Source organism: Janthinobacterium sp. BJB301, assembly GCF_002735685.1.
Classification (GTDB): domain Bacteria; phylum Pseudomonadota; class Gammaproteobacteria; order Burkholderiales; family Burkholderiaceae_D; genus Janthinobacterium; species Janthinobacterium lividum.
In genome coordinates this window covers 1,295,275-1,318,026 of sequence record NZ_PDZJ01000002.1, presented here as the reverse complement: position 1 = coordinate 1,318,026, position 22,752 = coordinate 1,295,275, and the positions used below count along the sequence as shown (strand labels likewise).

The window sequence follows — 22,752 nt, the reverse complement described above, 5'->3', positions numbered from 1 at the left end:
GCACAGAATAGAACTCAGAGGATTTCATGGAATTTTTCCGGATTAAAAAAGATATTCCCTTCATGCGCCATGCGTTGATTTTCAACGTGATTTCGGCGGTGACCTTCCTTGCCGCCGTCTTCTTCCTGGTGCACAAGGGCTTGCACCTGTCCGTGGAATTCAAGGGCGGCACCCTGATGGAGGTGAAGTACCCGAAGGCGGCCAACCTTGAAGGCATACGCGGCACCCTGATCGGCATGGGCTACGAAGAGCCGGGCGTGACCAGCTTCGATACGGCGCGCGACGTCATGATCCGCCTGCCGGTGGAAAATGGCGTCAGCGCCGCGAACACCTCGCAGCGCGTGTTTGAAGCCTTGTGCAAGGCCGAGCAAGGTACGACCAAGGGCATCGATACCGTCACCGAAAAGGGTGAACACGTCATCAAGAGCGCCTGTATGGACGCGGCCGGCAGCGAAGCGGTCGTCTTGCAGAAAGTCGAATTCGTCGGCCCGCAAGTGGGCGAGGAACTGGCGCAGAATGGCTTGAACGCGCTGGTGATGGTGATTCTGGGCGTGATGATCTACCTGGCCATCCGCTTCGAGTGGAAATACGCTGTCTCGGCCATTATCGCCAACTTGCATGACGTGGTGATCATCCTGGGCTTCTTCGCCTTCTTCCAGTGGGAATTCTCGCTGACGGTACTGGCGGCGATCCTGGCGGTGCTCGGCTACTCGGTCAACGAATCGGTGGTGATCTTTGACCGTATCCGCGAAAACTTCCGCAAGCAGCGCAAGGCAACCGTGCATGAAGTGATCGACAGCGCGATCACCAGCACCATTTCGCGTACCATCATCACCCACGGCTCGACCCAGATGATGGTGCTGTCGATGCTGGTCTTCGGCGGCCAGACCCTGCACCATTTCGCACTGGCGCTGACCATCGGTATCTGCTTCGGTATTTACTCGTCCGTGTTCGTCGCGGCCTCGATCGCCATGTGGCTGGGCGTCAAGCGCGAAGACTTGATCAAGCCGGTCAAGGAAAAAGACGAAACCGACGGCGCCGTGGTGTAAGCGCAGGTTTTTTTGCAGGTCGAATGAAGAACGATCACCGTTTGCGGTGATCGTTTTTTTTATGGCGGATGATGATGAAGCGTTTTTTATGGGCAGGTGTGATGGCGGGCGTGACGGCGTTGGCCGGCGCCGCCGATTTCAGCCGCGGTGGCAGTGACAGCATCGCCATGCGCGGCCCGATTGCCGAGGGCGACGTGGACAAGCTGCGGCTGCTGGCCGCGCCGGGTATGACGCTGTTGCGTGTGAATAGCGACGCCGGCGATCCGCTGGCGGCGATGCAGCTGGGTCGCCTGGTGAGCCAGCTGCGGCTCGATATCGCCATCGACACCGTGTGCGCGGGCAGCTGCGCGCTATATGTCTTCCCGGCCGCGCGCCGCAAGCACATTCCGGCCGATGCCGTGCTGGCGCTGCAGGAATCGGCCTTCCTGCGCGCGCAGGCGAACCGGGCGAACATGCGGCGCAGCCTGGTTGAAGCGGGCGTGGCGGCCGAGGACCTGGACAGCGAAACAGCGGCACTGGCGGCCCAGTTGGCGCAGACGGCGGCGCTGGAGGCGGCATTTTCCGCGGAGCTGGGCATTGCCCCCGCCTTTTACCGCGACTTCCGGCAAGTGGCAATGCAGGCCGATAGCGTGCGCCTGCGCTTTCCCGACCAGGAGGCGGCCGTCTACTGGTGGCCGGCCGCCGCCCGGCTGCAGCGCTGCTACGGCATCGCCGGTGTGGACGAGGGGACGCGCGCGACGCGCCTGGCGCCCGATGGCTATCTGTACGTGCCGGCCCTGTCGGCCCTCGTCATGGGCGACCAGGGCTTGCAGGCCTGTCCATGAGCCGCAGCGGCCGTCTGTTCCTGTTGATGGACGCGATGCGCGCCAGGCGCGTGCCCGTCACGGCGGCCCAGTTGGCGCAGCAGCTGGGTGTTTCCGAGCGCACGATCTACCGCGATATCCAGACCCTGGCCGAATTGGGCGCACCCTTGCAGGGCGAAGCCGGCATCGGCTATGTGCTGCGCCGCGGCGCCTTCCTGCCGCCGCTGATGTTCGGCGCCGATGAACTGGAAGCGCTGGTGCTGGGCGCGCGCTGGGTGCGCCGGCAGGGCGATGCGGGCCTGGCGCAGGCGGCCAGCAATGCCCTGGCCAAGATCGCGGCCGCCTCGCCGCGCGATTTGCGCGACAGCATGGCCGAGACCAGCCTGTGGGTGCCGCTGGGGCGTCCCGCCGACGGCACGCAGCCGGCCGACCGTTACGTGCAGCCCGTGCGCGAGGCGATCCGCTACGAACAGAAGCTCACGCTTGCCTATCAGGATGAGCATGGCAGCGCCACCTCGCGCACAGTGTGGCCGTTTGCCCTGGCCTTTTTCGAAGGCAAGCGCCTGCTGGCTGCCTGGTGCGAGCTGCGCGGCGACTACCGGCATTTCCGCATCGACCGCATCGCCAGCGTGCAGCAGCATGAGGCGCGCTATCCCACGCGGCGCCACGTGCTGCTGGAGGCCTGGCGCAAGGCGCATGATATCGATCCTGAATCCTGATTTGCGCTCCTGACAAAAACTGTCAGTGCCTGGGCCTACGATGGTGGCTTCTTCACTCACCGGAGCCATCTATCATGCGCCTGTACCACCACCCCATGTCCTCGAATGCCCGCCGTGCCCTGATGACGGCGATCCACCTCGGCTTGCCTCTGGAACTGGCGGAAGTCGACCTGATGAATGCGGACGACCGCCGCCGCCTGGCCGAGCTGAACCCGAACGGCAAGGTGCCCGTGCTGGCCGATGGCGCTTTCCTGCTGTGGGAATCGTGCGCCATCATGCAATACCTGGCCGAGCAGGTGCCGGGCCAGACGATTTATCCGCCGGCGCCGCAAGCCCGCGCCGACGTCAACCGCTGGCTGTTCTGGGCCGCGCAGCACTTCGCGCCTGCCATCAGCGTGCTGGCCTGGGAACGGGCCTGGAAAGGCATGACGGGCAATGGTCCGGCGGACCCGCTGGAAGAGGCGCGCGGCGAGCGCGACCTGCATGAATGCGCCGTGGTGCTGGATGCGCATCTGGCGGGGCGCAGCTGGGTCAGCGGAGATGATGTGACCCTGGCCGATTTCGCCGTGGCCGCGCCGCTGATGTACAGCGAGGCCGTGCGGCTGCCGCTGGCGCAGTATCAGCACATCCAGGCGTGGTTTGCCCGCGTGCGGCAGCTGCGCGCCTGGCAGGAAACGGAGGTGGAGCTGTTGCCGGGCTAATGTGCGCGCTAAGTGTGCCAGCGCACGGAGCTGGTGCGGCACAGCGCATAAGATAGGGCTGTCTCTTTCAGGACATCCCTAGCTTTGGACTTTACCCGCTTTCGAGCGGGTTTTTTTTGTCCGGCGTTTGAAGGTGGCTTGATAATTTGATACTTGCTGCACATATGGGGCCTATCCCACTGCCAGCAGGTAAGTCATGTTCATGCCACGCCATCCGCAACCCCTGTTGAGTACCAAGGCGGTTGCCACGCAAGTCGCCCAGCAAAAGCAGGGAACGCCGGCCATGGACAAGCATGTGCTGATCGTCGATACGCCCAAGCCGGCGGCACCTCCGCCAGCGAGCAAGAAGAAGCCTGCAGGCTAGTTACTTAGTGCACCAGCACCTTCAGCAGCGACTGCACTTCATCGTCCGATTCTTCCATGATGCTCGACAAGGTCGCATCGTCGCCGATCACGCAATCGATGCTGCCGGCAGCCCGGGCGGCGCGCACGGCGATGGCGGCCGGGCTTTCGTTGAGGGGCGAAGAGACGGGCGCCAGGTCATTCGCCAGCAACAGGGTGTCGCCCAGCGATTCGGGGGGGATGGCGCGCAGGCCTTCCCACAGCGCATCGATGGCCCCCATCACCGCTTCCGGCACCTTCAGTTTGGTCAGGACGCCATGGCCGATGGCCTGTTCGCCATGTTCGACCCAGTCCTCCGGTTCGCCGTCGAGGATGCCGGGGAATTCGGCCGCGCGCGACAGCAGATAAAACCCGCCCACTTCATGCATGATGCCGGCAAACAGGGCCGTATCAGGGTCCACCCTGGTGACGCGGCGGGCCAGCACTTGCGACAGGGCCGCCACGTGGGCCGTATGTTCCCACAGCTGGTTGGCCTTCGCTTGCAGCACGGGATCGGTAATGGTGCTGCCCAGCTGGCGCACGATCAGCGATGCCACCACCGACTGCAGGGTGCGTACGCCGAGCCGCTGCACGGCGTTGCGCACGCTGGTGATTTCATTGCCGGAACGGTTGAACGCCACGGAATTGGCGATGGCCACCGTGCGCGCGGCCAGCAGCGGGTCGGCCTGCACCAGCTTGGCGGCGGCCTCGATATGGCAGTCGGGATCGGCCAGCGCCTCTTGCAGCTTGAGCGAAGCGTCCACATTGGCAGGAAAGGTCAGCTCGCCACGAGCGGCTTGTGCGGCGATGCTTTTAAAGGCGTCGAGTCTGTTCATTGAAAAAATTATACTCGCAATATTTCCGTGCGGAACTTTTTAACCGTGATCTTTTCGCAAACAGCCGAGCAAAAGGCAAGCAAAGCCCCGTAAACGGAAAAAGGCATGCTCCTATATGGGGGGCATGCCTTTTTTCTAACGACAGCGTTCGTCACGGCGCTGGACACGACCATCGCGAGCGGATGGGATTTGTGGCTAAGAAGCGCAACCGTACTTTAGCACGGGGGCGCCGAGCCGGTGAGCATCGCAGGCCGCAAAGCGCACCGCGCAGCAGGTTTTGTTACGCGTTGTTAGAGAGATTCGCTGAAGATGGCGTCGCAGCCTTCAACGAGTTCATCGCTGTCTTCCAGCTCATCCGTCAAACCCAAGTCGAACAATTCCTCGACGGCGTTCATGAAGCTGTTGTGCTTGGTGGCGCCGATCAGGCGGTAGATTTCGCCGTCTTCGTTGCGCACGCCGATGATCAGTTTTTCCTGGCGCACCAGTTCCGGCGTGCTGGCGTTGAGCAGCAGGTTGCCGATGATGTGTTTATCGAAATGAGCGGGTTTTTTGCCTTCGAGCAGTGAGGTTTTCAACTTGGTTTCCTTTGTCTTGTTTGAATGTCTGTGCTTGGTGAATGGTCAGCCGTGGCCGTTGGCGATGGCGTGTTTCAAGCCCGCCAGGGTGGTTTCCAGCCGCATGAAATCGTCTTCGGTATAGCCGTCGAACAGGCGCTGGCCCTGCCTTGTCAGTTTGGGGAACACGTCATGGAACACCTGTTCACCCTCGCAGCTCAGGCGCACATAATAGGAACGCTTGTCGCGTGGACAACGTTCGCGTATCACCAGCCCCTTCTGTTCCAGCCGGTCCACCACGCCCGTCAAGGTACCCTTGGTAATCAGGGTTTTCTGGCCCAGTTCCTTGTAGGACATGCCGCAGGTGTTGCCGAGCGTGGCAATGATGTCGAATTGAGCATGCGTCAAGCCGTACTGGCGCACGAAGTCGCTAGAAAACCGCTCGAAGCCTTGCATGCATTCGGCCAGCAGCCGGATACTTTTTAAATATCGTTCACCCATGGGGGTGATTATATCCTTCCGCCCCGCTTTTTTCCGCCGCGTCAGGATGCGTCCTTGCATGAGGGGCTGGAGGGGGCGGAAGTCCGGTATCATGTGGGCAACTCAGCCCTTGCCCCTGGCCCGCCTCGCCGATGTCCTTCGCTAATCTTTCCCGTATCGGCCTCGACAAACCGCTGCGTTTGCTGCTGGTCCATGCCGGCGATGCCGAGTCGATCACCTGGTCCGGCCTGGTGCAGCCGCTGCGCCTGTGCGCGCGGGCGCTGGGGCCGGACGCCCTGCAACTGGAGGTGCGCACGCCGGAACAGGTGGCTGCGCAGGGCGGCAACTGGCATATCGCGCTGCTGGTGGCAGATGAAACGGAAGTGCCGCTGCGCGCCGAGCTGTGCCGGGCCGTGATCGAGCGCTGCCGCTCGGCGCCATTCTGGGGCGGCGTGGGCGCGGCCGTGCTGTGGCTGGCCGACGCGGGCGTCATGGATGGCGTGCGCATCGCCTTGCCGTGGGCCCTGTACGCGGATGCGGAAGCCAAGGCGGAACGGGCCATCCTGACGCCGCACCTGTTCGATATCGACGGCCCGCACATCACGTGTTGCGGCGGCGCTGCCAGCATCGACTTTTCGCTGACCCTGATCGAAACCATCTTTGGCGCCGACGTGCAGGCGCTCGTCAAGGAAGCGTTGTGCGTGGACAAGGTGCGCGGCAAGGAAGAGCGCCAGCGCGTGGCCCTGCAGGCGCGCTTCGGCGTGCTGCAGCCGAAATTGTCCGAAGCGGTGACCTTGATGGAGGCCAATATCGAGGAACCGCTGTCGACCGACGACATTGCCAGCCTGGTGGGCCTGTCACGGCGCCAGCTCGAGCGGCTGTTCAAGCAATACCTGGGCAGCCTGCCGTCGCGTTACTACCTGGAATTGCGCCTGCAGCGCTCACGGCAACTATTGCTCGATACACATTATTCCATCGTGCAAGTAGGCCTGATGTGCGGCTTTTCTTCCGGCTCGCACTTTTCCACGGCCTTTGGCACCCTGTTTGGCAATACCCCGCGCGAAGAGCGGCAAAGAAAGCTCATGCCTCCGGCTTGATTCAGGCAAGCCCGTCGGTGATGAATTGTGAAAATCCTTGTCGCAGATTCAAAAGAGTTTTAGCATCCCGCTTTTTATAATGCAGTACACACGTAGCTGTCGTAGCTGCGGAGTACCTAACATATTGATGGGGAAATGCTATGAATGCCAAGCTTGATTCGACCGTAACGGCTCGTCCAGTCACCCGGGAAACCTTTGACCAGGTCCTCGTTCCTACCTACGCTCCCGCTGCCATGGTACCCGTGCGCGGTTCCGGACTGGACCTGTGGGACCAGTCAGGCAAGCATTACCTCGATTTCACCTCCGGCATCGCCGTCAACAGCCTGGGCCACTGCCATCCGGCCCTGGTCGACGTGCTGACCAAGCAAATCAATAATTTGTGGCATTTGGGCAACGGCTATACCAACGAGCCTGTCCTGCGCCTGGCGCTGGCCCTGACGGAAGCGACCTTCGCCGACCGCGCCTTCTTCTGCAACTCGGGTGCGGAAGCCAACGAAGCGGCCCTGAAACTGGCGCGCAAGTACGCCCACACCAAGTTTGGCGCGCACAAGTCGCGCATCATCTCGTGCTTCAGCTCCTTCCACGGCCGTACCCTGTTTACGGTCTCCGTCGGCGGCCAGGCCAAGTACACGGAAGGCTTCGAGCCGCTGCCGCCATCGATCGACCATATCGCCTACAACGACATCGAAGCGGCGCGCGCCGCCATCGGCGATGACGTGTGCGCCGTGATCGTCGAGCCGGTACAAGGCGAAGGCGGCGTGGTGCCGGGTAATCCGGAATTCCTCAAGGAATTGCGCGCCCTGTGCGACAAGACGGGCGCCCTGTTGATTTTCGACGAAGTCCAGTGCGGCATGGGTCGCACTGGCGCGTTGTTCGCCTACATGGGCTACGGCGTCACGCCGGACATCCTGACGGCCGCCAAGGCGCTGGGCAACGGCTACCCGATCGGCGCGATGCTGACCACGAATGAACTGGCGCAGACCCTGGCCGTCGGCACCCATGGCACCACCTACGGCGGCAACCCGCTGGCCGCCACCGTGGCCTTGACCGTGCTGGAAACGATCAACACGCCGGCGTTCCTGGCCCGTGTGAAGGAGGCGAGCGTCAACACCATCGCCATGCTGCAAGGCTTGATCACGGATTACCCGCAAGTGTTCTCCGCCGTGCGCGGCAGCGGTTTGCTGCTGGGCCTGGTAGTCACCGATGCCTACAAAGGCCGCGCGAAAGACATCCAGAAAGCGGCCGAAGCGCAAGGCTTGATGGTGCTGATCGCCGGCATGGACGTGGTGCGCCTGGCGCCGGCCCTGATCGTCTCGGACGAGCAGATTGCCGAAGCGGGCCGTCTGCTGCGCGTGGCCATCGACGGCATGCTGAAAGCCTGAGGCTAGCCTCGCTCCCTGTTTGATCACCGGCCCGCCGCTTTGCTGCGGGCCGGCTTGGTTCTACCCCAGCATCGTCAGCATTGAAGGAGTACCCATGTATGTTGTCCGTCCGGTAGAAATTGCGGATATTGCAGCCCTCGAAGCGCTGGCCGCGGTAACCATGCCGGGTGTCCATACCCTGCCGAAGACGCGCGAAAAAATCGCCGCCTCCGTCGAGCGCTCCATCGCCTCGTTTGCCGCCCATGTCGACATCCCCAGCGAAGAGTCGTATCTCTTCGTGCTTGAATCCCTGCTCGACAAGAGCATCGCCGGCACGGCCGCCATCTTTGCCTCGGCCGGCTCGAACGGCACCTATTTTTCCTTCCGCAACGACGTCATCCAGCAAGTCTCGCGGGACCTGAACATCAGCCACAGCGTCCATGCGCTGACCCTGTGTTCCGAGTTGACGGCGTACTCGCAGCTGTCCGGCTTCTATGTGCGCAACATGGAGCAGGCGGGCCTGGAAGCGGCCCTGCTGTCGCGCGCGCGGCTGCTGTTCGCCGTGCTGGCGCCGCACCGCTTCGGCGACCGCTTCTTCGTGCCGCTGGCCGGCATCACGGACGCCAACGGCCAGTCGCCGTTCTGGGATGCGCTGGGCCGCAAGTTCTTCCAGATGGATTTCCTCGATGCCGAAAAAGTCATCGGCGGCGCGCGCAACCGCACCCTGATCGTCGAACTGATGCCGCACTACCCTGTCTATGTGCCGTTGCTGCCCGGCGATGCGCAGGCGGCCATGGGCCAGATCCACCCGAGCGGCGAACTGGCTTTCAATTTGCTGACGGAAGAAGGTTTTGAAGCCGACGATTACATCGACATCTTCGATGGCGGCCCGATCCTGCAGGCGCACAAGCATGCGCTGCGTTCGTTTACGGGCTCACTGACACGCCGCGTCGTCGCTGGCGTCACGCCCAGCCGCACGGGCCTGAAAGTCAATTATGCGGTCGCTTCCGGCGCCGAGCGCAATTTCCGCGCCGTCACCTTTGCCTGCGATGCGCTCGAAGCGCAGGACAGCGTCGGCTTGCCGGCCGATCTGCTCGAGGCGCTGGCCGTGGCCGAAGGCGACAGCGTCATTTGCGTGCGTATCTAAGGGAGTTAATTTTATGCTAGTAGTACGCGCCATCAACGCCAATGACCTCGATGCCCTGTATGGCCTGGCCAGCCAGGTCGGCACCGGCATGACCACCCTCAAGCCGGACATGAAAATGCTGGGCGACCGCCTGGCCATCGCCTGCGCCTCGTTCGCCGAAACCATTCCGCCCGAAAAACGCGACTACATGTTCGTCATGGAGGATACGGATACGGGCCGCCTGGCCGGCGTGTGCGCCATCAAGGGCGCCGTGGGCCTGGAAGAACCGTTCTATAACTACCGCATCGGTACCCTGGTCCATTCCAGCCGCGAGCTCGATGTGTTTACGCGCATGGAGACGCTGTACCTGTCGAACGACCTGACGGGCAGCACGGAACTGTGCTCGCTGTTTTTGCACCCCGATTACCGCAGCGGCAACAATGGCAAGCTGCTGTCGAAAAGCCGTTTCCTGTTCATCGCCCAGTTCCCGCAGCTGTTCACGGAAAAGCTGATCGCGGAAATGCGCGGCTACCAGGCGCCGGACGGCAGTTCGCCGTTCTACGAGGGCCTGGGCCGCCACTTCTTCAAGATGGATTTCCACCACGTCGACGACTTGACGAGCCTCGGTAAAAAATCGTTCATCGCCGAACTGATGCCGCGCCAGCCCATGTACGTGGCCTACCTGCCAGACGAGGCGCAGGAAGTCATCGGCAAGGTGCATCTGAGCACAGCGCCCGCGCGCCGCCTGCTGGAACAGGAAGGCTTGCACTTCGAAGGCTATGTCGACATTTTCGACGCCGGTCCCGTGCTGCAGGCGCGCGTGTCCGAACTGCGCGCCATGCGCGACAGCATGCCGGCCGTGCTCGACGCCGAGGCAGCGCCTGAAGTGTGCGGCGACGTTGCCCAGGCCGAGCCTTACCTGGTGTCGAACACCGACCTGAAAGATTTCCGCATGATCGTCACCAGCGCCAATCCGCACAGCGGCAAGATCGCGCTCGACGACGATGAACTGCATCTGCTGCGCTGCCATCACGGCGACACCGTGCGCACCTTGTCACTCAACCCGAGGAAGCATCCCCATGTCTAAATCGTCCAACGTTAATTCATCTACCGCAGCATCGAACTTCATCAACGGCGCCTGGCTGCCAGGCACGGGCCGCGAACTGCTCACCATCGATCCGTCGAACGGCAAGCAGACCTGGGCCAGCCTGGAAGCGACGGAGCGGGAAGTCGAACAGGCTTGCCAGGCCGCCCGCGCCGCCTTTGAAGCGTGGGCCGACACCCCCGTCGACGAACGCATCGCCATCTGCGTGCGCTTTCGCGAACTGCTGAAGGAGCATGCGGAAGCGCTGGCGCTGCTGATCTCGGAAGAAGTGGGCAAGCCGTTGTGGGAGTCGCGCACGGAAGTGGCCACCATGGCCAACAAGATCGATATCTCGGTGCAGTCGTACAACGCGCGCACGGGCATCACGCAAAGCAAGATCGCCGATGGCGACGCCGTGCTGCGCCACCGTCCGCATGGCGTCTTCGGCGTCTTCGGCCCTTACAATTTCCCTGGCCACCTGCCGAATGGCCATATCGTGCCGGCCCTGATCGCCGGTAACACCATCGTCTTCAAGCCCAGCGAGTATGCGCCGCGCACGGCCATCAAAACCGTGCAGCTGTGGCAGCAGGCCGGCTTGCCAAATGGCGTGGTCAACCTCGTCAACGGCGGGCGCGACACGGGCGTGGCGCTGGGCGCCAATCCCCACCTCGACGGTGTGCTGTTTACGGGTTCCTGCCAGACGGGCATCAGCCTGCACCGCCAGTTCGGCGGCCAGCCGGGCAAGATGCTGGCGCTGGAAATGGGCGGCAACAATGCCCTGGTCGTATGGGACGTCAAGGATGTCGACGCGGCCGTGCACCACGCGATCTTCTCCGCCTTTGTCTCGGCCGGCCAGCGCTGCACGTGCGCGCGCCGCCTGGTGGTGCAGGACAATGCTGCGGGGTCTGCCTTCGTCGCGCGCCTGGTGGAAGTAGCCGCGAAACTGGGTATCGGCGCCTCCGACGCGCAGCCGCAGCCGTTCATGGGTCCCGTGGTATCGAGTGCCGTGGCCGCGCGCCTGGTGCAGGCGCAGGCGGACATGGTCGCCAAGGGCGGCGCCACCTTGCTGCAGATGCGCCAGCTCAACCCGCAGGCGGGTTTTGTGACGGCAGGTATCGTCGACGTTACCGCTGCTACCGGCATCCCCGACGAAGAATGGTTCGGCCCCCTGCTGCAGGTGATCCGCGTGGCCGATTTCGATGCGGCCCTGAAGGTTGCCAACGCCACCGAATTCGGCCTGGCCGCGGCGCTCCTGTCGGACGATCCGGCCCTGTGGCAAACGTTCCAGACGCGCGCGCGCGCCGGCATCATCAACTGGAACCGTCCGACCACGGGCGCGGCCAGCACGGCGCCGTTCGGCGGCATCGGCAAGTCGGGCAACCACCGTCCGAGCGCCTATTACGCGGCAGATTACTGCGCCTACCCGGTCGCTTCGATCGAGAACAGCGCGCTGGAAATGCCGGCCAAGCTGTCGCCCGGCCTGAGTTTTTAAATTTTAAGGACATGCCTTCCATGCACAGCACGCGCGAATACAATTTTGACGGCCTGGTCGGGCCATCGCATAACTATGCCGGACTTTCGTTCGGCAACGTGGCCTCGTTCAGCAATGTGAAAAGCGCTTCGAATCCGAAGCAGGCCGCCTTGCAGGGCCTGGCCAAGATGCGCGCCCTGGCCGCGCGCGGCTTTGCGCAAGCCTTGCTGCCGCCGCAGGACCGGCCGAATTTCCGCCTGCTGCGCGCTATCGGTTTCACGGGCACGGACGCTGAAGTGCTGGCGAGTGCGTACAAGGAGTCGCCCGTGATCCTGGCCTGCGCGTATTCCGCCTCGCCCATGTGGACGGCGAACGCCGCCACGGTCAGCCCGTCGGCGGACACGCAGGATGGCCGCGTGCATTTCACGGCCGCCAACCTGAATAACAAGCTGCACCGCGCCTTCGAGCACGCGCAGTCGGCGCGCAGCCTGCGCGCCATTTTCAGCGACGACAAGCACTTCGCCGTGCACGATGCGCTGCCGTCGACGCCGGCCTTTGGCGACGAGGGCGCGGCCAACCACACGCGTTTGGGCGCAAGCCACGGCGCGCCATCCGTTGAATTGTTCGTGTATGGTCGGGTGGAGTTCGATCCTTCCGCGCCATCGCCGAAGCGCTATCCCGCGCGCCAGACCCTGGAAGCGTCGCAAGCCGTGGCGCGCCTGCATGGCCTCGATGCGAAACGCGTCGTGTACGTGCAGCAGAACCCGGACGTGATCGACCAGGGCGTGTTCCATAACGACGTCATCGCCGTCGGCAATGGCAATGTGCTGTTCTATCACGAGCAGGCGTTTGCCGATGAAGAGGCAAGCCTGTCGCAGCTGCGCCGCGCCGTCGCCGCCACGGGCGCGCAACTGGATGCGCTGCGCGTGGACACGGGCCAGGTGCCGATCCAGGATGCCGTGACCAGCTATCTGTTCAACAGCCAGTTGCTGACGAAAGAGGGCGGCAAGATGGCGCTGGTGATACCGCAGGAATGCCAGGAAAACCGCGCCGTGTCGCGCTACCTGGAAGGCTTGGTGGCCAGCGGTGGACCCATCGATGAACTGATACATTTCGACCTGCGCCAGAGCATGCGCAACGGCGGCGGGCCCGCCTGCCTGCGTTTGCGCGTGGCCCTGACGGAAACCGAGGCGCGCGCCATGCACCAGGGCGTAATCATGACGGAAACGCTGTACCATCGGTTGGTGCAGTGGGTGGAAAAACACTACCGCGACCATCTGGAGCCGGGCGACCTGGCCGATCCGCAACTGGCGCTGGAAGTGCATGCGGCGCTTGAAGAATTGACGATCATCCTCAACTTACCTGGATTGTACGACTTGTAGGCGATAGAAAAACACACAGAAAATCCGAGACAGACTATCCGCAACACAGAATTGGACGGGCGACCCCCGTCTCTTGACACCGCTGCCGCCCAGCCACAAGCCCGAACGACAGCGTTGGACATTCACATTACCGTAATGGAGATGCAAGATGAATCACACGCCACAAGATTTGCGTACACAAACGCTGGAGTTGATTAACGCGGCTGGCAATGCAGGCAAGGCGGCAGCGCCTGTCGTGCAGCTGGTGCAGGCATGGCTCGACTCGCTCGACGCCGAAGACCTGGCCGATATCGCGCCCGACAGCCTGGCACCCGTGCTGGTTGACGGCTTCACGCAAGCGGCCAAGCGCACCGGCAGCGGCTGCCAGATCGCCACCCTGCGTTATGCGGATGGCCGTGGCGGCATGGCGAGCGCCTTGCTGATCCTGAACGAAGACATGCCTTACCTGGTCGACTCCATCGTCATGGCCATGCGCCGCCAGCACCTGGCAGTGCGCGGCGTGATGAACACCGTGCTGCCCGTGCGCCGCGCCGCTGACGGCAGCGTCGAAGCGGTGCGCCAGCCGGGCGACCCGCTTGAATCGTATGTGCTGGTGCTGCTCGACGAAGAGCTGGCGCCGGAAGCCCTGGCTGCGCTGGTCGCTGCCCTGGAGACGGTCGCGCGTGACGCCGCGGTGGTGCGCCGCGATAGCGCCGCCATGAGCGAGCGCCTGGCCGCTGTCGCCACGACTGCCGCCCAGCATGGCGAAGAAGGCGCGGAAGTTGCCGCCTTCCTGGAATGGGCACGCAGCGGCGGCTTTGAAGTGTTCGGCTACGCCTACTACCGCGTCAAGCCGGGCGTGCGCGAACTCGAACGCGACATCCCGAGCCGCGTCGGCGTGCTGCAGGATACGGCGCACCCCGTCTACGGCACCTGCCTGGCGAATATCCCGGGCGACTTCGATACCCTGGCCAAGCGCGACTCGGCGCTGTCCATCGTCAAGGCCGACGTGGCAGGCACTTTGCACCGGGACCAGCAGCTCGACTTCATCGGCGTGCGCGACATGGATGCGCAAGGCGCGATCCTGGGCGAGCATTGCTTCGTCGGCCTGTTCACCCGCGCCGGCAATTCCACTCCGCTGGCGGCACTGCCGTTTGCGCGCGGCCGCGTGGCCAAGGTACTGAGCCTGGCCGGCGTGCGCCAGCAAGGCTTCCGTGCCGAGAAATTCCGCGAAATCCTCGAATCCCTGCCGCGCACGGAAGCGCTGGAAGCGGACCTCGACTGGCTGGCGCAAGTGTGCGGCGCCGTCGTCTCGCTGTACAAGCAGCCGCGCACCAAGGTCTTCGCGCGCCGCGACGTGTACGCGCGCCACCTGAACGTGCTGGTCTATCTGCCGCGCGAGCGCTACAGCGCCAGCGTGGCATCGAGCCTGGCAAAGGCCCTGCAAGCCAGTTCCGGCGCCACGCATGTGAGCATGCAGACCCTGGTGGCCGACGGCCCGCTGGCGCGCGTCTACCTGATCGCGCACGCCGCGCGCTACCCGCTGGACCTGGAAACGGACATCGAACAGCCGCTCCTGAGCGTGCTCGATGGCTGGCATAACGGCTTTGCCGCCGTGGCCGACGCCGTGCCCGACGTGGCCCTGCGCACCAGCCTGCGTAAACTCTGCGCTACCTTGCCGCTCGATTACGTGGCCGCCACCGCGCCGGCCGTCGCCTTCCGCGACCTCGACACCATCCTGCGCAACACCGATCCGGCGCACGTGGCCGTGCGCATCGAAACGGGCGCCGTTACGACGATCCGTTTGTACTCGGCCAACAAGGTGCCGCCGCTGTCGACCATCCTGCCGGCCCTGCACAATGCCGGCGTGGCCATCGACCGCGAACAGGCGTATTCGGTTTCGCTGTCCGACGGCACGCGCTATTTCGTCACCAGCCTGACGGTCGATGCCGCCAGCGCGGCGAAACTGGCGCAGCCATCCGTCGTCGCCGTGGCGCAGGAACTGTTTGCCGCACTGTTCAACGACACGGCTGAAGATGGCCGCCTGAATGGCCTCGTCATCGAAGGCGGCTTGTCGACGCGCGAAGTGCAACTGGTGCGCGCCTACACCAGTTACTGGCGCCAGACGGGCAGCCGCTTCTCGGTGCGCTACATTGCCGAAAGCCTGCGCAAGCAGCCGGCCCAGGTCAAAGCCTTGGTAGAAGCCTTCCTGCAGCGCTTCGATCCGGCGCTGTCCGACGCGCAGCACGCGGCCGCCCTGGAAAGCATCGCCGCCATCAAGGCCGGCCTGCCCTCCGTGAACCATGCCGATACCGAGGAAATCCTCGGCGCGCTGGCCGACCTGATGGCCGCCACCCTGCGCACCAGCTACTTCCAGAACAATCAAGCCGGCGACAAGATCATCTTCAAGTTCGACACCAGCAGCCTGGCGCTGGTGCCGGAACCGCGTCCTTACCGCGAGATTTTCGTCTTCTCGCGCCGCTTTGAAGGCGTGCACCTGCGCGGCGGCCCCGTCGCCCGTGGCGGCTTGCGCTGGTCCGACCGCATGGAAGACTACCGCACCGAAGTGCTGGGCCTCGTCAAGGCCCAGATGGTCAAAAACGCCGTCATCGTGCCGGCCGGCGCGAAGGGTGGTTTTGTCTGCAAGATGATGCCGAAGGACGCCGTGCGCGAAACCATCGCGGCGGAAGGCGAAGCCGTCTACCGCCTGTTCATTTCCAGCCTGCTGGAAGTGACGGACAACCGCTCGCTGGGCAATATCGTCCCGCCAGTCGATACCGTGTGCTTCGATGAAGCCGATCCTTACCTGGTGGTTGCTGCCGACAAGGGCACGGCCACGTTCTCGGACATCGCCAACGGCATCGCCGTGCAGCGCGGCTTCTGGCTCGGCGACGCGTTCGCCTCGGGCGGCTCGAACGGCTACGACCACAAGAAGCTGGGCATCACCGCCAAGGGCGCATTCGAAGCCGTGAAGCGCCACTTCTATGAAATGGACCACGACCTCAATACCACCCCGATCACCATGGTCGGCGTGGGCGACATGTCGGGCGACGTGTTCGGCAACGGCGTATTGCTGTCGCGCCAGCTGAAACTGGTGGCCGCATTCGACCACCGCCACATCTTCCTCGACCCGACACCGGATGTCGCCGTCTCGTTCGAAGAGCGCGCGCGACTGTTCGCCTTGCCGCGCTCCTCGTGGGACGACTACAACAAGGACTTGATCTCGGCAGGCGGCGGCGTGTATCCGCGTTCAAGCCGCACCATCGAGCTGTCGCCGCAGATCCGCGCCGCGCTCGATATTCAAGAGACCTCGCTGGCGCCGGAAGAACTGATGCACCGCATCCTGAAGTCGCCCGTGGACCTGTTCTACAACGGCGGCATCGGCACCTACATCAAGGCTTCCACGGAGACGCACGCGCAAGTGAAGGACCGCGCGAATGACCATATCCGCGTCAGCGGCAATGAGCTGCGCGTGAAGGTCGTGGCCGAAGGGGGGAATCTGGGTGCGACGCAGGCCGGCCGCATCGAATTCGCGCTGGCGGGCGGACGCATCTTTACCGATGCGATCGACAACTCGGCCGGCGTGGATTGCTCGGACCATGAAGTGAACGTGAAAATCTGGCTGGACGTGGAAGTCAATGCGGGCAAGCTGACGGAAGAGGAGCGCAATCGCGAGCTGTATGCGATGACGGACGACGTCGAGCGCCTGGTCTTGCGCGACAACACGCAGCAGACGCATTTGCTGGTACGCGAGTTGCAGGCGCAAAGCGAAAGCGCCGTGCAGGATGGCTATGCCGCCCTGATCGCCAGCCTGGAAGAAGAGGGCGCCCTGTCGCGCGAGCTGGAGCAGCTGCCATCGGTGGCCGAACTGGCACGCCGCAAGCTCGATAACCGTGGCCTGACCACGCCGGAACTGGCGGTGGTGATCGCCAACGTGAAGAACCGCTTCAAGCGCATCCTGTCCGCGCTGCCGTTGACGGATGAAACGTGGGCCGAGCCGGTGCTCAAGCCTTACTTCCCATCCTTGCTGGTGGAAACCCGTTCGGCGCTCGACCACCCGCTGGCCAACGCCATCCTGGCAACCGTGCTGGCCAATGAAGTGATCAACCGCTGCGGCCCGCTGATGATCCGCAACCTGGCGGCGGAGCATGGCGTGGACGAGTCGGCCGTGATCCTGGCCTGGGGCCAGGCCTGGGTGGCGCTGAACCTGGCGCCCGTGTTCGACGCGCTCGACGCCGATGCGCTGACGGTGCCGCGCGACGTGTCGATCAAGGTCGACGCGCAAACGCGCGTGCTGCAGCAAACGATGATCGCCGGTGTCCTCTCCGTGCCGGCCGAGCAATTGCGCGGCGCCGGCCTGGCCGAACTCACGCGCCTGTTTGGTGCGGAATCGAAGCGCGAGCTGCTGCAAGCCGTCGGCATCAAGTCGGAAGCGGCGCTGGTGCCGGGCCTGACGCCGGCCTTCGTCCAGGCGTGGGATGCGGTCGATGCGCTGGAAGTCGTCGCCGGCTTCCTGTTCCCGGCCCTGTCCGTGCCGCGTCCTGCGGCGATGGACCTGGCCGCCTTCCTGCAAGTGGGCCTGGCCCTGCGCAGCCAGGCGGGCATCGACACCCTGGAACGCGGCCTGAAGCTGGCCGCGCAAGGCAAGTCGCAGGAACAGTTGCGCAACTACGCGCAGCAAGCCCTGCGCCGCACGCAACAGCGTCTGCTGACGCAGGTGCTGGCGCGCGCCGAGCAAGGCAATGCCGGCCAGGCCGTCGATGCCGTGACGGGCGCGCTTGGCCTGTCGGCCTATGTGGCGGCGACGGAACTGGAGCAAGCCATGCTGGACGTGTGGACCTTGTCGGAAGCCGTGAATAAAATCACGGCGGAATCCACAGCGGAAGCGGCGGTGTAATGACGCAAGAAGTACGACAAGCTGGACAGGGCGCTGGCGGCTTGCCGCCGGCCGTGCAGGCGCTGGCGCAGGCCGATTTCAGCGGCGTGGCGCAGTTGTTCGCCAACGCCGGTTTTACGGTGGCCTTGCCGGCGCCCGGCATGCTGCAGGTCGTCAAGCCGGGAGAAGGGCGCGCCAGCGTGGCCGTCTCGGTGGGCGTGCATGGCGACGAAACGGGGCCGATCGAAGTGCTGGCGCATCTGCTCGACGCGCTGTCGCGCGATGCGTCGACGCTGGCCGTCGACCTGCTTGTCTGCGTGGGCAATGTCGATGCGATCCGGGCCGGCAAGCGTTTCATCGACGCCGACCTGAATCGCATGTTCCGCCCCGTGCGGGGGAGCCTGGCGCAAGCGGCGGAAAGCGCGCGCGCCGATGAAATGATCGCCGCCACGGCAGCGTTCTTTGAAGCGGCCGGTCCCGTGCGCTGGCACCTGGATTTGCACACGGCCATCCGGCCTTCCGTGTACCCCACGTTTGCCATCGTACCCGACCTGGTGGCCGACGACGCCAAGGCGCAGCTGATAGCCTGGCTGGGCCAGGCGTCCATCGGCGCCATCATCATGAATCCGCAATCGGCCGGCACCTACAGTTATTATTCGGCCGAGCATTTCGGCGCGGCCGCCAGCACGGTGGAACTGGGCCGCGTAGGCACCCTGGGGCAGAACGATCTGTCTCTGTTCGACGACGTGTCGCGGGCGCTGGACGGCTTGCTGCGCGGCTTGCCTGCGCAACCGGTCAAGGCAGCGCCGCACGTGTTCAAGGTGGCGCAGGAAATCATCAAGCACAGCGATGAGTTCCGCATGGCGTTTGACCGCAGCACGCAAAATTTCACGTCCCTGCCGCAGCATGCCGTGATCGCCAGCGATGGCGAGCAGGTGTACACGGTGCAGCATGCGGAAGAACTGGTGGTGTTTCCGAACCCGGACGTGCGCGTGGGCTTGCGCGCGGGGCTGATGGTGGTGCGCGTCTCTTGATTGTCCAGTAATCGTCTAGCCTCACAGGCGCCAGCCGGGGAAACCCGCCTGGCGTTTTTTTATGGGAAAAATGCCGCACGGAAATAATTATCCATTAGGCAATCAGTTGATTTAAAATATTTACCCTTTGCAATTTTTTGGACCGATCATGTTGAAACGCCTGCTGACAGCCCTGCTGTGCCTGACCCTTTCCAGCCTGACGGCTGCCGCCCCCGCCGAAGAGAAGGCAGCCGCACCGGAAATGACGGCCGAGCAATTCCTTGCCCAGTTGCACCTGCAGCGCGGCAAGATCACTTTGCCAGGCGGCATCGCCACCCTGGATTTGCCCGCCAGCTTCCGTTATTTGTCGCCGGCGGACGCCGAGCGCGTGCTGGTCGATGCCTGGGGTAATCCGCCAGGCATGGAATCGCTGGGCATGATCGTGCCGGCCAAGACCAGCGTGCTCGAGCGCGACAGCTGGGGCGTGGTGGTGACGTATGAAAAGGAAGGGCATATCAAGGATGACGATGCGGACAGCATCAAGTACGACGAATTGCTCAAGGATATGCAGGCGTCCGTGCTGGAAAACAATGCGGAGCGCAAGAAGCAGGGTTATCCCGGCATCCATCTGATGGGCTGGGCGGAAAAACCCAGCTATGCCAAGGATACGCACAAGCTGTACTGGGCCAAGGATTTGATGGTCGATGGCGGCGAGCATTCGCTGAACTACAACGTGCGCGTGCTGGGCCGCGAAGGCGTGCTGAACCTGAACGCGATTGCCAGCATGCAGCAGATCGAGGCGATCAAGAAAGAGATGCAGCAAGTGACGGCGTTCACGGAATTCACCGATGGTAACCGCTACACGGATTTCGACAGCAAGACGGACAAGGTGGCTGAATATGGCCTGGCGGCGCTGGTGGCCGGCGGCGTGGCCAGCAAGCTGGGCTTGTTTGGCAAGCTGCTGGCGCTGCTGCTGGCCTTCAAGAAAGTGTTGCTGCTGGCGCTGGTGGGCGGCGGCGCGGCCATCGTCAAGTTTTTGGGCGGCAAGCGCAAGGAAAAGCAGGCGCCGCAGGCCGAACCTGCGGAACAGCCCGGCCATGCGCCGGATGGCAAGGTGAATCTGGAAAAGTAGAACGAACTGAGCTGATCCGTGCGTCGGCGCACATGCGCGCGCTGCCGGATAACAGCGCCTCGGGTACACTGGCTCATCGTTCACTATCAGGAGTTCGCCATGTCCGTGTCCATGTATCAGGCAACCATTCCCGTCTTCATCCGCGGCTTGCGGGTCGTTTCGGCCCTGCTGGAAAAAGCGCAAGCCCATGTGGAGGAGGATGGCATCGTGCCCGAGATTCTACTGGGCGCGCAGCTGGCGCCCGACATGCTGGACTTGGCGGCGCAGGTGCAGCGCGCCAGCGATACGTCGAAGATGTCGGTCGAACGCCTGAGCGGCGTGCCGGCGCCGAAGTTCGAGGATAACGAGGCATCGTTCGAGCAGCTGCAAGAGCGCATCGCCAACACCATCGCCTATATCGACAGCGTGAATGCGGGCCAGATGGCGGGCAGCGCGCAGAAGGAAGTCGTGCTGAACTGGACGGACGAGGGAACGACATTCTCGGGCGACAATTACCTGCTCAGCTTTGCCTTGCCGAACTTCTATTTCCACGTTTCCATGGTCCACGCCATCCTGAGAAACAATGGCGTGGCCGTGGGCAAGCTTGACTACCTTGGCCCTTACGATTGACAGGCCTGAAAAACCGTCGCGAGCGGCGATGATTTGTGGCCGAGAAGCGCAACTGTGCTGAAGCACAGTGAGCATCGCAGGCCGCAAAGCGCGACGCGCAGCAGGTTTTTTATCGCTGTGGCTGCTGTTGGACCTGGTTTTGCACAGCATTGCCCAGCATGCCGCCGCCGATCACGCCGGCTACCGTCGCCAGTGCCTTGCCGCGGCCGCCACCGACCTGATTGCCGATCAAGCCGCCGATGACGGCGCCCGTGCCTATGCCCACGTAGTTGGGTTGTGCCGGTGCTGGCGCAGGCACTGGCTGCGGCTGGCGTACGGGTTCGCGGTAGGCTGTCTCGCTGTAGCCATCGTCATTGTAGGCAGGACGCGATTGCGCCACTTGCGTATGGTGCACGACGCGCTTGCGCACGACAGGCGCCGGAGCTGGTGCCGGAGCCGCTTGCGCGACGACAGGCGCGGCTACCGGTGCAGTCACGGGAGCAGTCGCGGGCGCTGCCAGGGCTGCGGCGCTGGCAGGCGTCATGGCGGCCACGTCGGCAGGCACGTTCGCCCGCGAATTGGGCAGGATGCCGGCGATGGACGCTGCGCCCACCAGGCACAGGACCGTCACGGAAATGGCGGCGCCGGCCATCAAAGGGTGGATGCGGCTGGCGGTAGTCGTCGTGTTCATGTGTTCTCCTGGGGTGGCACTGCGGGTGTTATTGATGTGTCCAGATTAACGGTCTCCTCGCCGCAAGGCTAGACGGTGCGCTGTATCAAACGTAAGCAGGTGTAAGGCCCCGATCGCCAAAGCGCAGTAGAATCGGTGCTTCCCCTTTTCCGGAGTCCGCCATGAGCCAGCTATTCACGCCGTATGCACTGGGGCCGCTGCAGGTGGCCAACCGCATCGCCATCGCGCCCATGTGCCAGTACTCGGCCGACAACGGCAACGCCACCGACTGGCACATGATCCACCTGGGCCACCTGGCCCTGTCCGGTGCGGGCTTGCTGATGACGGAAGCGACGGCCGTCTCGCCCGAGGGACGCATTTCGGCCGAAGACCTGGGCCTGTGGTCGGACGCGAACCAGGCGGCGCTGGCCAAGGTGGTGCAGGCGATCCGCCGCCACTCTCCGATTCCATTGGTGGTGCAGCTGGGCCATGCGGGACGCAAGGCGTCGAGCCGCGCGCCCTGGCAGGGCGGCGCCTGCGTGCACTTGGCCGAGGGCGGCTGGCAAACGGTGGCGCCGTCGGCCATCGCCCACGCACCCGGCGAAACCGTGCCGATCGCCCTCGATGAAATGGGTTTGTTGCAAATCAAGGGCGCCTTTGTCGCGGCCGCCCAGCGCGTGCATGCGCTGGGCATCGAGGGTATCGAACTGCATGCGGCGCATGGTTATCTGCTGCACCAGTTCCTCTCGCCGCTGGCCAACCACCGCACGGATGCATATGGCGGCAGCCTGGAAAACCGCATGCGTTTTCCGCTGGAAGTGTATGAAGCCGTGCGCGCCGCCGTGCCCGACAGCGTGGCCGTGGGCGTGCGCCTTTCCGCCACCGACTGGGTCGATGGCGGCTGGGAAATCGGGCAAAGCGTGCGCTTCGCGCAGGAACTCAAGCAGCTGGGCGCCGACTTCATCCACGTCTCCAGCGGTGGCATTTCGCCCCAGCAGCAAATTCCCGTGAGTCCCGGCTACCAGGTGGCGTTTGCCGAGCGCATCAAGCGCGACAGCGGCTTGCCCACCATCAGCGTGGGCTTGATTACGGAAGCGCAGCAGGCGGAAGACATCATCGCCAACGGCCAGTCCGACATGGTGGCGCTGGCGCGCGCCATCCTGTTCGATCCGCGCTGGCCCTGGCACGCGGCGGCCCAGCTGGGCGCGCAAGTGTCGGCGCCACCGCAGTACTGGCGCTCGCAGCCGCGTGAATTCAAACACCTGTTCGGCGACACGACCCTGGGCCAGCGCTGACCCGGCTGTCTCTGCTACACTGACGCTTCTCCCCATTTCTCCAGGACGCTTCGACATGCGCCATTGATACTGCCGTGCTGTGCACGGCCTCGCCCATCCCGCCACAGCGCCTTGCGCCGCGCGGGTTCGCCAGCCCTGTCTGCACGTACAAGGAG

20 protein-coding genes are annotated in these 22,752 nt (G+C 63.9%); 16 read left to right on the top strand and 4 right to left on the bottom strand.

Going from position 1 to position 22,752, the window contains the following annotated elements; genetic code table 11:
* Positions 1-26: 26 nt before the first annotated feature.
* From secF to CSQ91_RS29005, 5 genes are all read left to right on the top strand, one after another.
* The gene (gene secF / locus CSQ91_RS19195) at positions 27-1,049 is read left to right on the top strand and encodes a protein translocase subunit SecF (protein WP_034778943.1); all 1,023 of its coding nucleotides are present in this window, start codon (positions 27-29) and stop codon (positions 1,047-1,049) included.
* A gap of 74 nt (positions 1,050-1,123) precedes the next feature.
* The gene (locus CSQ91_RS19190) at positions 1,124-1,873 is read left to right on the top strand and encodes a hypothetical protein (RefSeq protein WP_143451058.1); all 750 of its coding nucleotides are present in this window, start codon (positions 1,124-1,126) and stop codon (positions 1,871-1,873) included.
* Positions 1,870-2,571 carry a helix-turn-helix transcriptional regulator gene (locus CSQ91_RS19185; RefSeq protein WP_034778939.1) on the top strand — a complete coding sequence of 234 codons (702 nt, stop codon included), beginning with the start codon at positions 1,870-1,872 and terminating at the stop codon, positions 2,569-2,571. Before CSQ91_RS19190 ends, CSQ91_RS19185 begins: the two co-directional genes overlap by 4 nt.
* A 74-nt stretch (positions 2,572-2,645) precedes the next feature.
* The gene (locus tag CSQ91_RS19180) at positions 2,646-3,272 is read left to right on the top strand and encodes a glutathione S-transferase family protein (protein WP_092607177.1); all 627 of its coding nucleotides are present in this window, start codon (positions 2,646-2,648) and stop codon (positions 3,270-3,272) included.
* A 196-nt stretch (positions 3,273-3,468) separates the two neighbouring features.
* Positions 3,469-3,636 carry a hypothetical protein gene (locus tag CSQ91_RS29005; RefSeq protein WP_162835749.1) on the top strand — a complete coding sequence of 56 codons (168 nt, stop codon included), beginning with the start codon at positions 3,469-3,471 and terminating at the stop codon, positions 3,634-3,636.
* Positions 3,637-3,640: 4 nt separating this feature from the next.
* Here CSQ91_RS29005 and CSQ91_RS19175 read toward each other — a convergent pair whose 3' ends face one another.
* The 3 genes from CSQ91_RS19175 to CSQ91_RS19165 form a co-directional block, all read right to left on the bottom strand.
* Entirely contained in the window at positions 3,641-4,489 is an 849-nt protein-coding gene (locus CSQ91_RS19175; protein WP_070254782.1) for an HDOD domain-containing protein, read from the bottom strand.
* A 290-nt stretch (positions 4,490-4,779) separates the two neighbouring features.
* Entirely contained in the window at positions 4,780-5,064 is a 285-nt protein-coding gene (locus tag CSQ91_RS19170; RefSeq protein ID WP_034778933.1) for a hypothetical protein, read from the bottom strand.
* 45 nt (positions 5,065-5,109) lie between these two features.
* Positions 5,110-5,499 carry a MarR family transcriptional regulator gene (locus CSQ91_RS19165; RefSeq protein ID WP_080753226.1) on the bottom strand — a complete coding sequence of 130 codons (390 nt, stop codon included), beginning with the start codon at positions 5,497-5,499 and terminating at the stop codon, positions 5,110-5,112.
* 176 nt (positions 5,500-5,675) lie between these two features.
* Between CSQ91_RS19165 and CSQ91_RS19160 the strand changes: the two genes are divergently transcribed.
* The 10 genes from CSQ91_RS19160 (at position 5,676) to CSQ91_RS19115 (ending at position 20,653) form a co-directional block, all read left to right on the top strand.
* Entirely contained in the window at positions 5,676-6,620 is a 945-nt protein-coding gene (locus CSQ91_RS19160) for a GlxA family transcriptional regulator (RefSeq protein WP_099389242.1), read from the top strand.
* A 140-nt stretch (positions 6,621-6,760) separates the two neighbouring features.
* The gene (astC, locus tag CSQ91_RS19155; protein ID WP_034778927.1) at positions 6,761-8,002 is read left to right on the top strand and encodes an acetylornithine/succinylornithine family transaminase; all 1,242 of its coding nucleotides are present in this window, start codon (positions 6,761-6,763) and stop codon (positions 8,000-8,002) included.
* Between the two features lie 94 nt (positions 8,003-8,096).
* Positions 8,097-9,128 carry an arginine N-succinyltransferase gene (locus CSQ91_RS19150; protein WP_034778925.1) on the top strand — a complete coding sequence of 344 codons (1,032 nt, stop codon included), beginning with the start codon at positions 8,097-8,099 and terminating at the stop codon, positions 9,126-9,128.
* 13 nt (positions 9,129-9,141) lie between these two features.
* Positions 9,142-10,194: an arginine N-succinyltransferase gene (astA, locus tag CSQ91_RS19145; RefSeq protein WP_070254776.1), complete on the top strand. Its 1,053-nt coding sequence runs from the start codon at positions 9,142-9,144 to the stop codon at positions 10,192-10,194.
* On the top strand, positions 10,187-11,683 hold the full coding sequence (gene astD / locus CSQ91_RS19140) for a succinylglutamate-semialdehyde dehydrogenase (protein WP_099389241.1): 1,497 nt from the start codon (positions 10,187-10,189) through the stop codon (positions 11,681-11,683). The genes astA and astD overlap by 8 nt, the downstream gene beginning before the upstream one ends.
* A gap of 20 nt (positions 11,684-11,703) precedes the next feature.
* Positions 11,704-13,044 carry an N-succinylarginine dihydrolase gene (gene astB, locus CSQ91_RS19135; RefSeq protein ID WP_099389240.1) on the top strand — a complete coding sequence of 447 codons (1,341 nt, stop codon included), beginning with the start codon at positions 11,704-11,706 and terminating at the stop codon, positions 13,042-13,044.
* Positions 13,045-13,192: 148 nt separating this feature from the next.
* Entirely contained in the window at positions 13,193-17,920 is a 4,728-nt protein-coding gene (locus CSQ91_RS19130) for an NAD-glutamate dehydrogenase domain-containing protein (RefSeq protein WP_099389239.1), read from the top strand.
* Positions 17,920-18,933, top strand: coding sequence for a succinylglutamate desuccinylase (locus CSQ91_RS19125; protein WP_099389238.1), 1,014 nt, complete (start codon positions 17,920-17,922; stop codon positions 18,931-18,933). The genes CSQ91_RS19130 and CSQ91_RS19125 overlap by 1 nt, the downstream gene beginning before the upstream one ends.
* A gap of 148 nt (positions 18,934-19,081) precedes the next feature.
* Positions 19,082-20,044, top strand: coding sequence for a DUF2167 domain-containing protein (locus CSQ91_RS19120; RefSeq protein WP_099389328.1), 963 nt, complete (start codon positions 19,082-19,084; stop codon positions 20,042-20,044).
* A gap of 99 nt (positions 20,045-20,143) precedes the next feature.
* Positions 20,144-20,653 carry a DUF1993 domain-containing protein gene (locus tag CSQ91_RS19115; protein WP_099389237.1) on the top strand — a complete coding sequence of 170 codons (510 nt, stop codon included), beginning with the start codon at positions 20,144-20,146 and terminating at the stop codon, positions 20,651-20,653.
* A gap of 109 nt (positions 20,654-20,762) precedes the next feature.
* On the opposite strand, the gene CSQ91_RS19110 is transcribed toward CSQ91_RS19115, so the two are convergent.
* The gene (locus CSQ91_RS19110; protein ID WP_099389236.1) at positions 20,763-21,323 is read right to left on the bottom strand and encodes a glycine zipper 2TM domain-containing protein; all 561 of its coding nucleotides are present in this window, start codon (positions 21,321-21,323) and stop codon (positions 20,763-20,765) included.
* Between the two features lie 161 nt (positions 21,324-21,484).
* Here CSQ91_RS19110 and CSQ91_RS19105 point away from each other — a divergent pair, with 161 nt between their 5' ends.
* A complete protein-coding gene (locus tag CSQ91_RS19105) occupies positions 21,485-22,597 on the top strand; it encodes an NADH:flavin oxidoreductase/NADH oxidase (RefSeq protein ID WP_099389235.1) in 1,113 nt (370 codons plus the stop codon).
* The last annotated feature ends 155 nt before the right edge of the window (positions 22,598-22,752 follow it).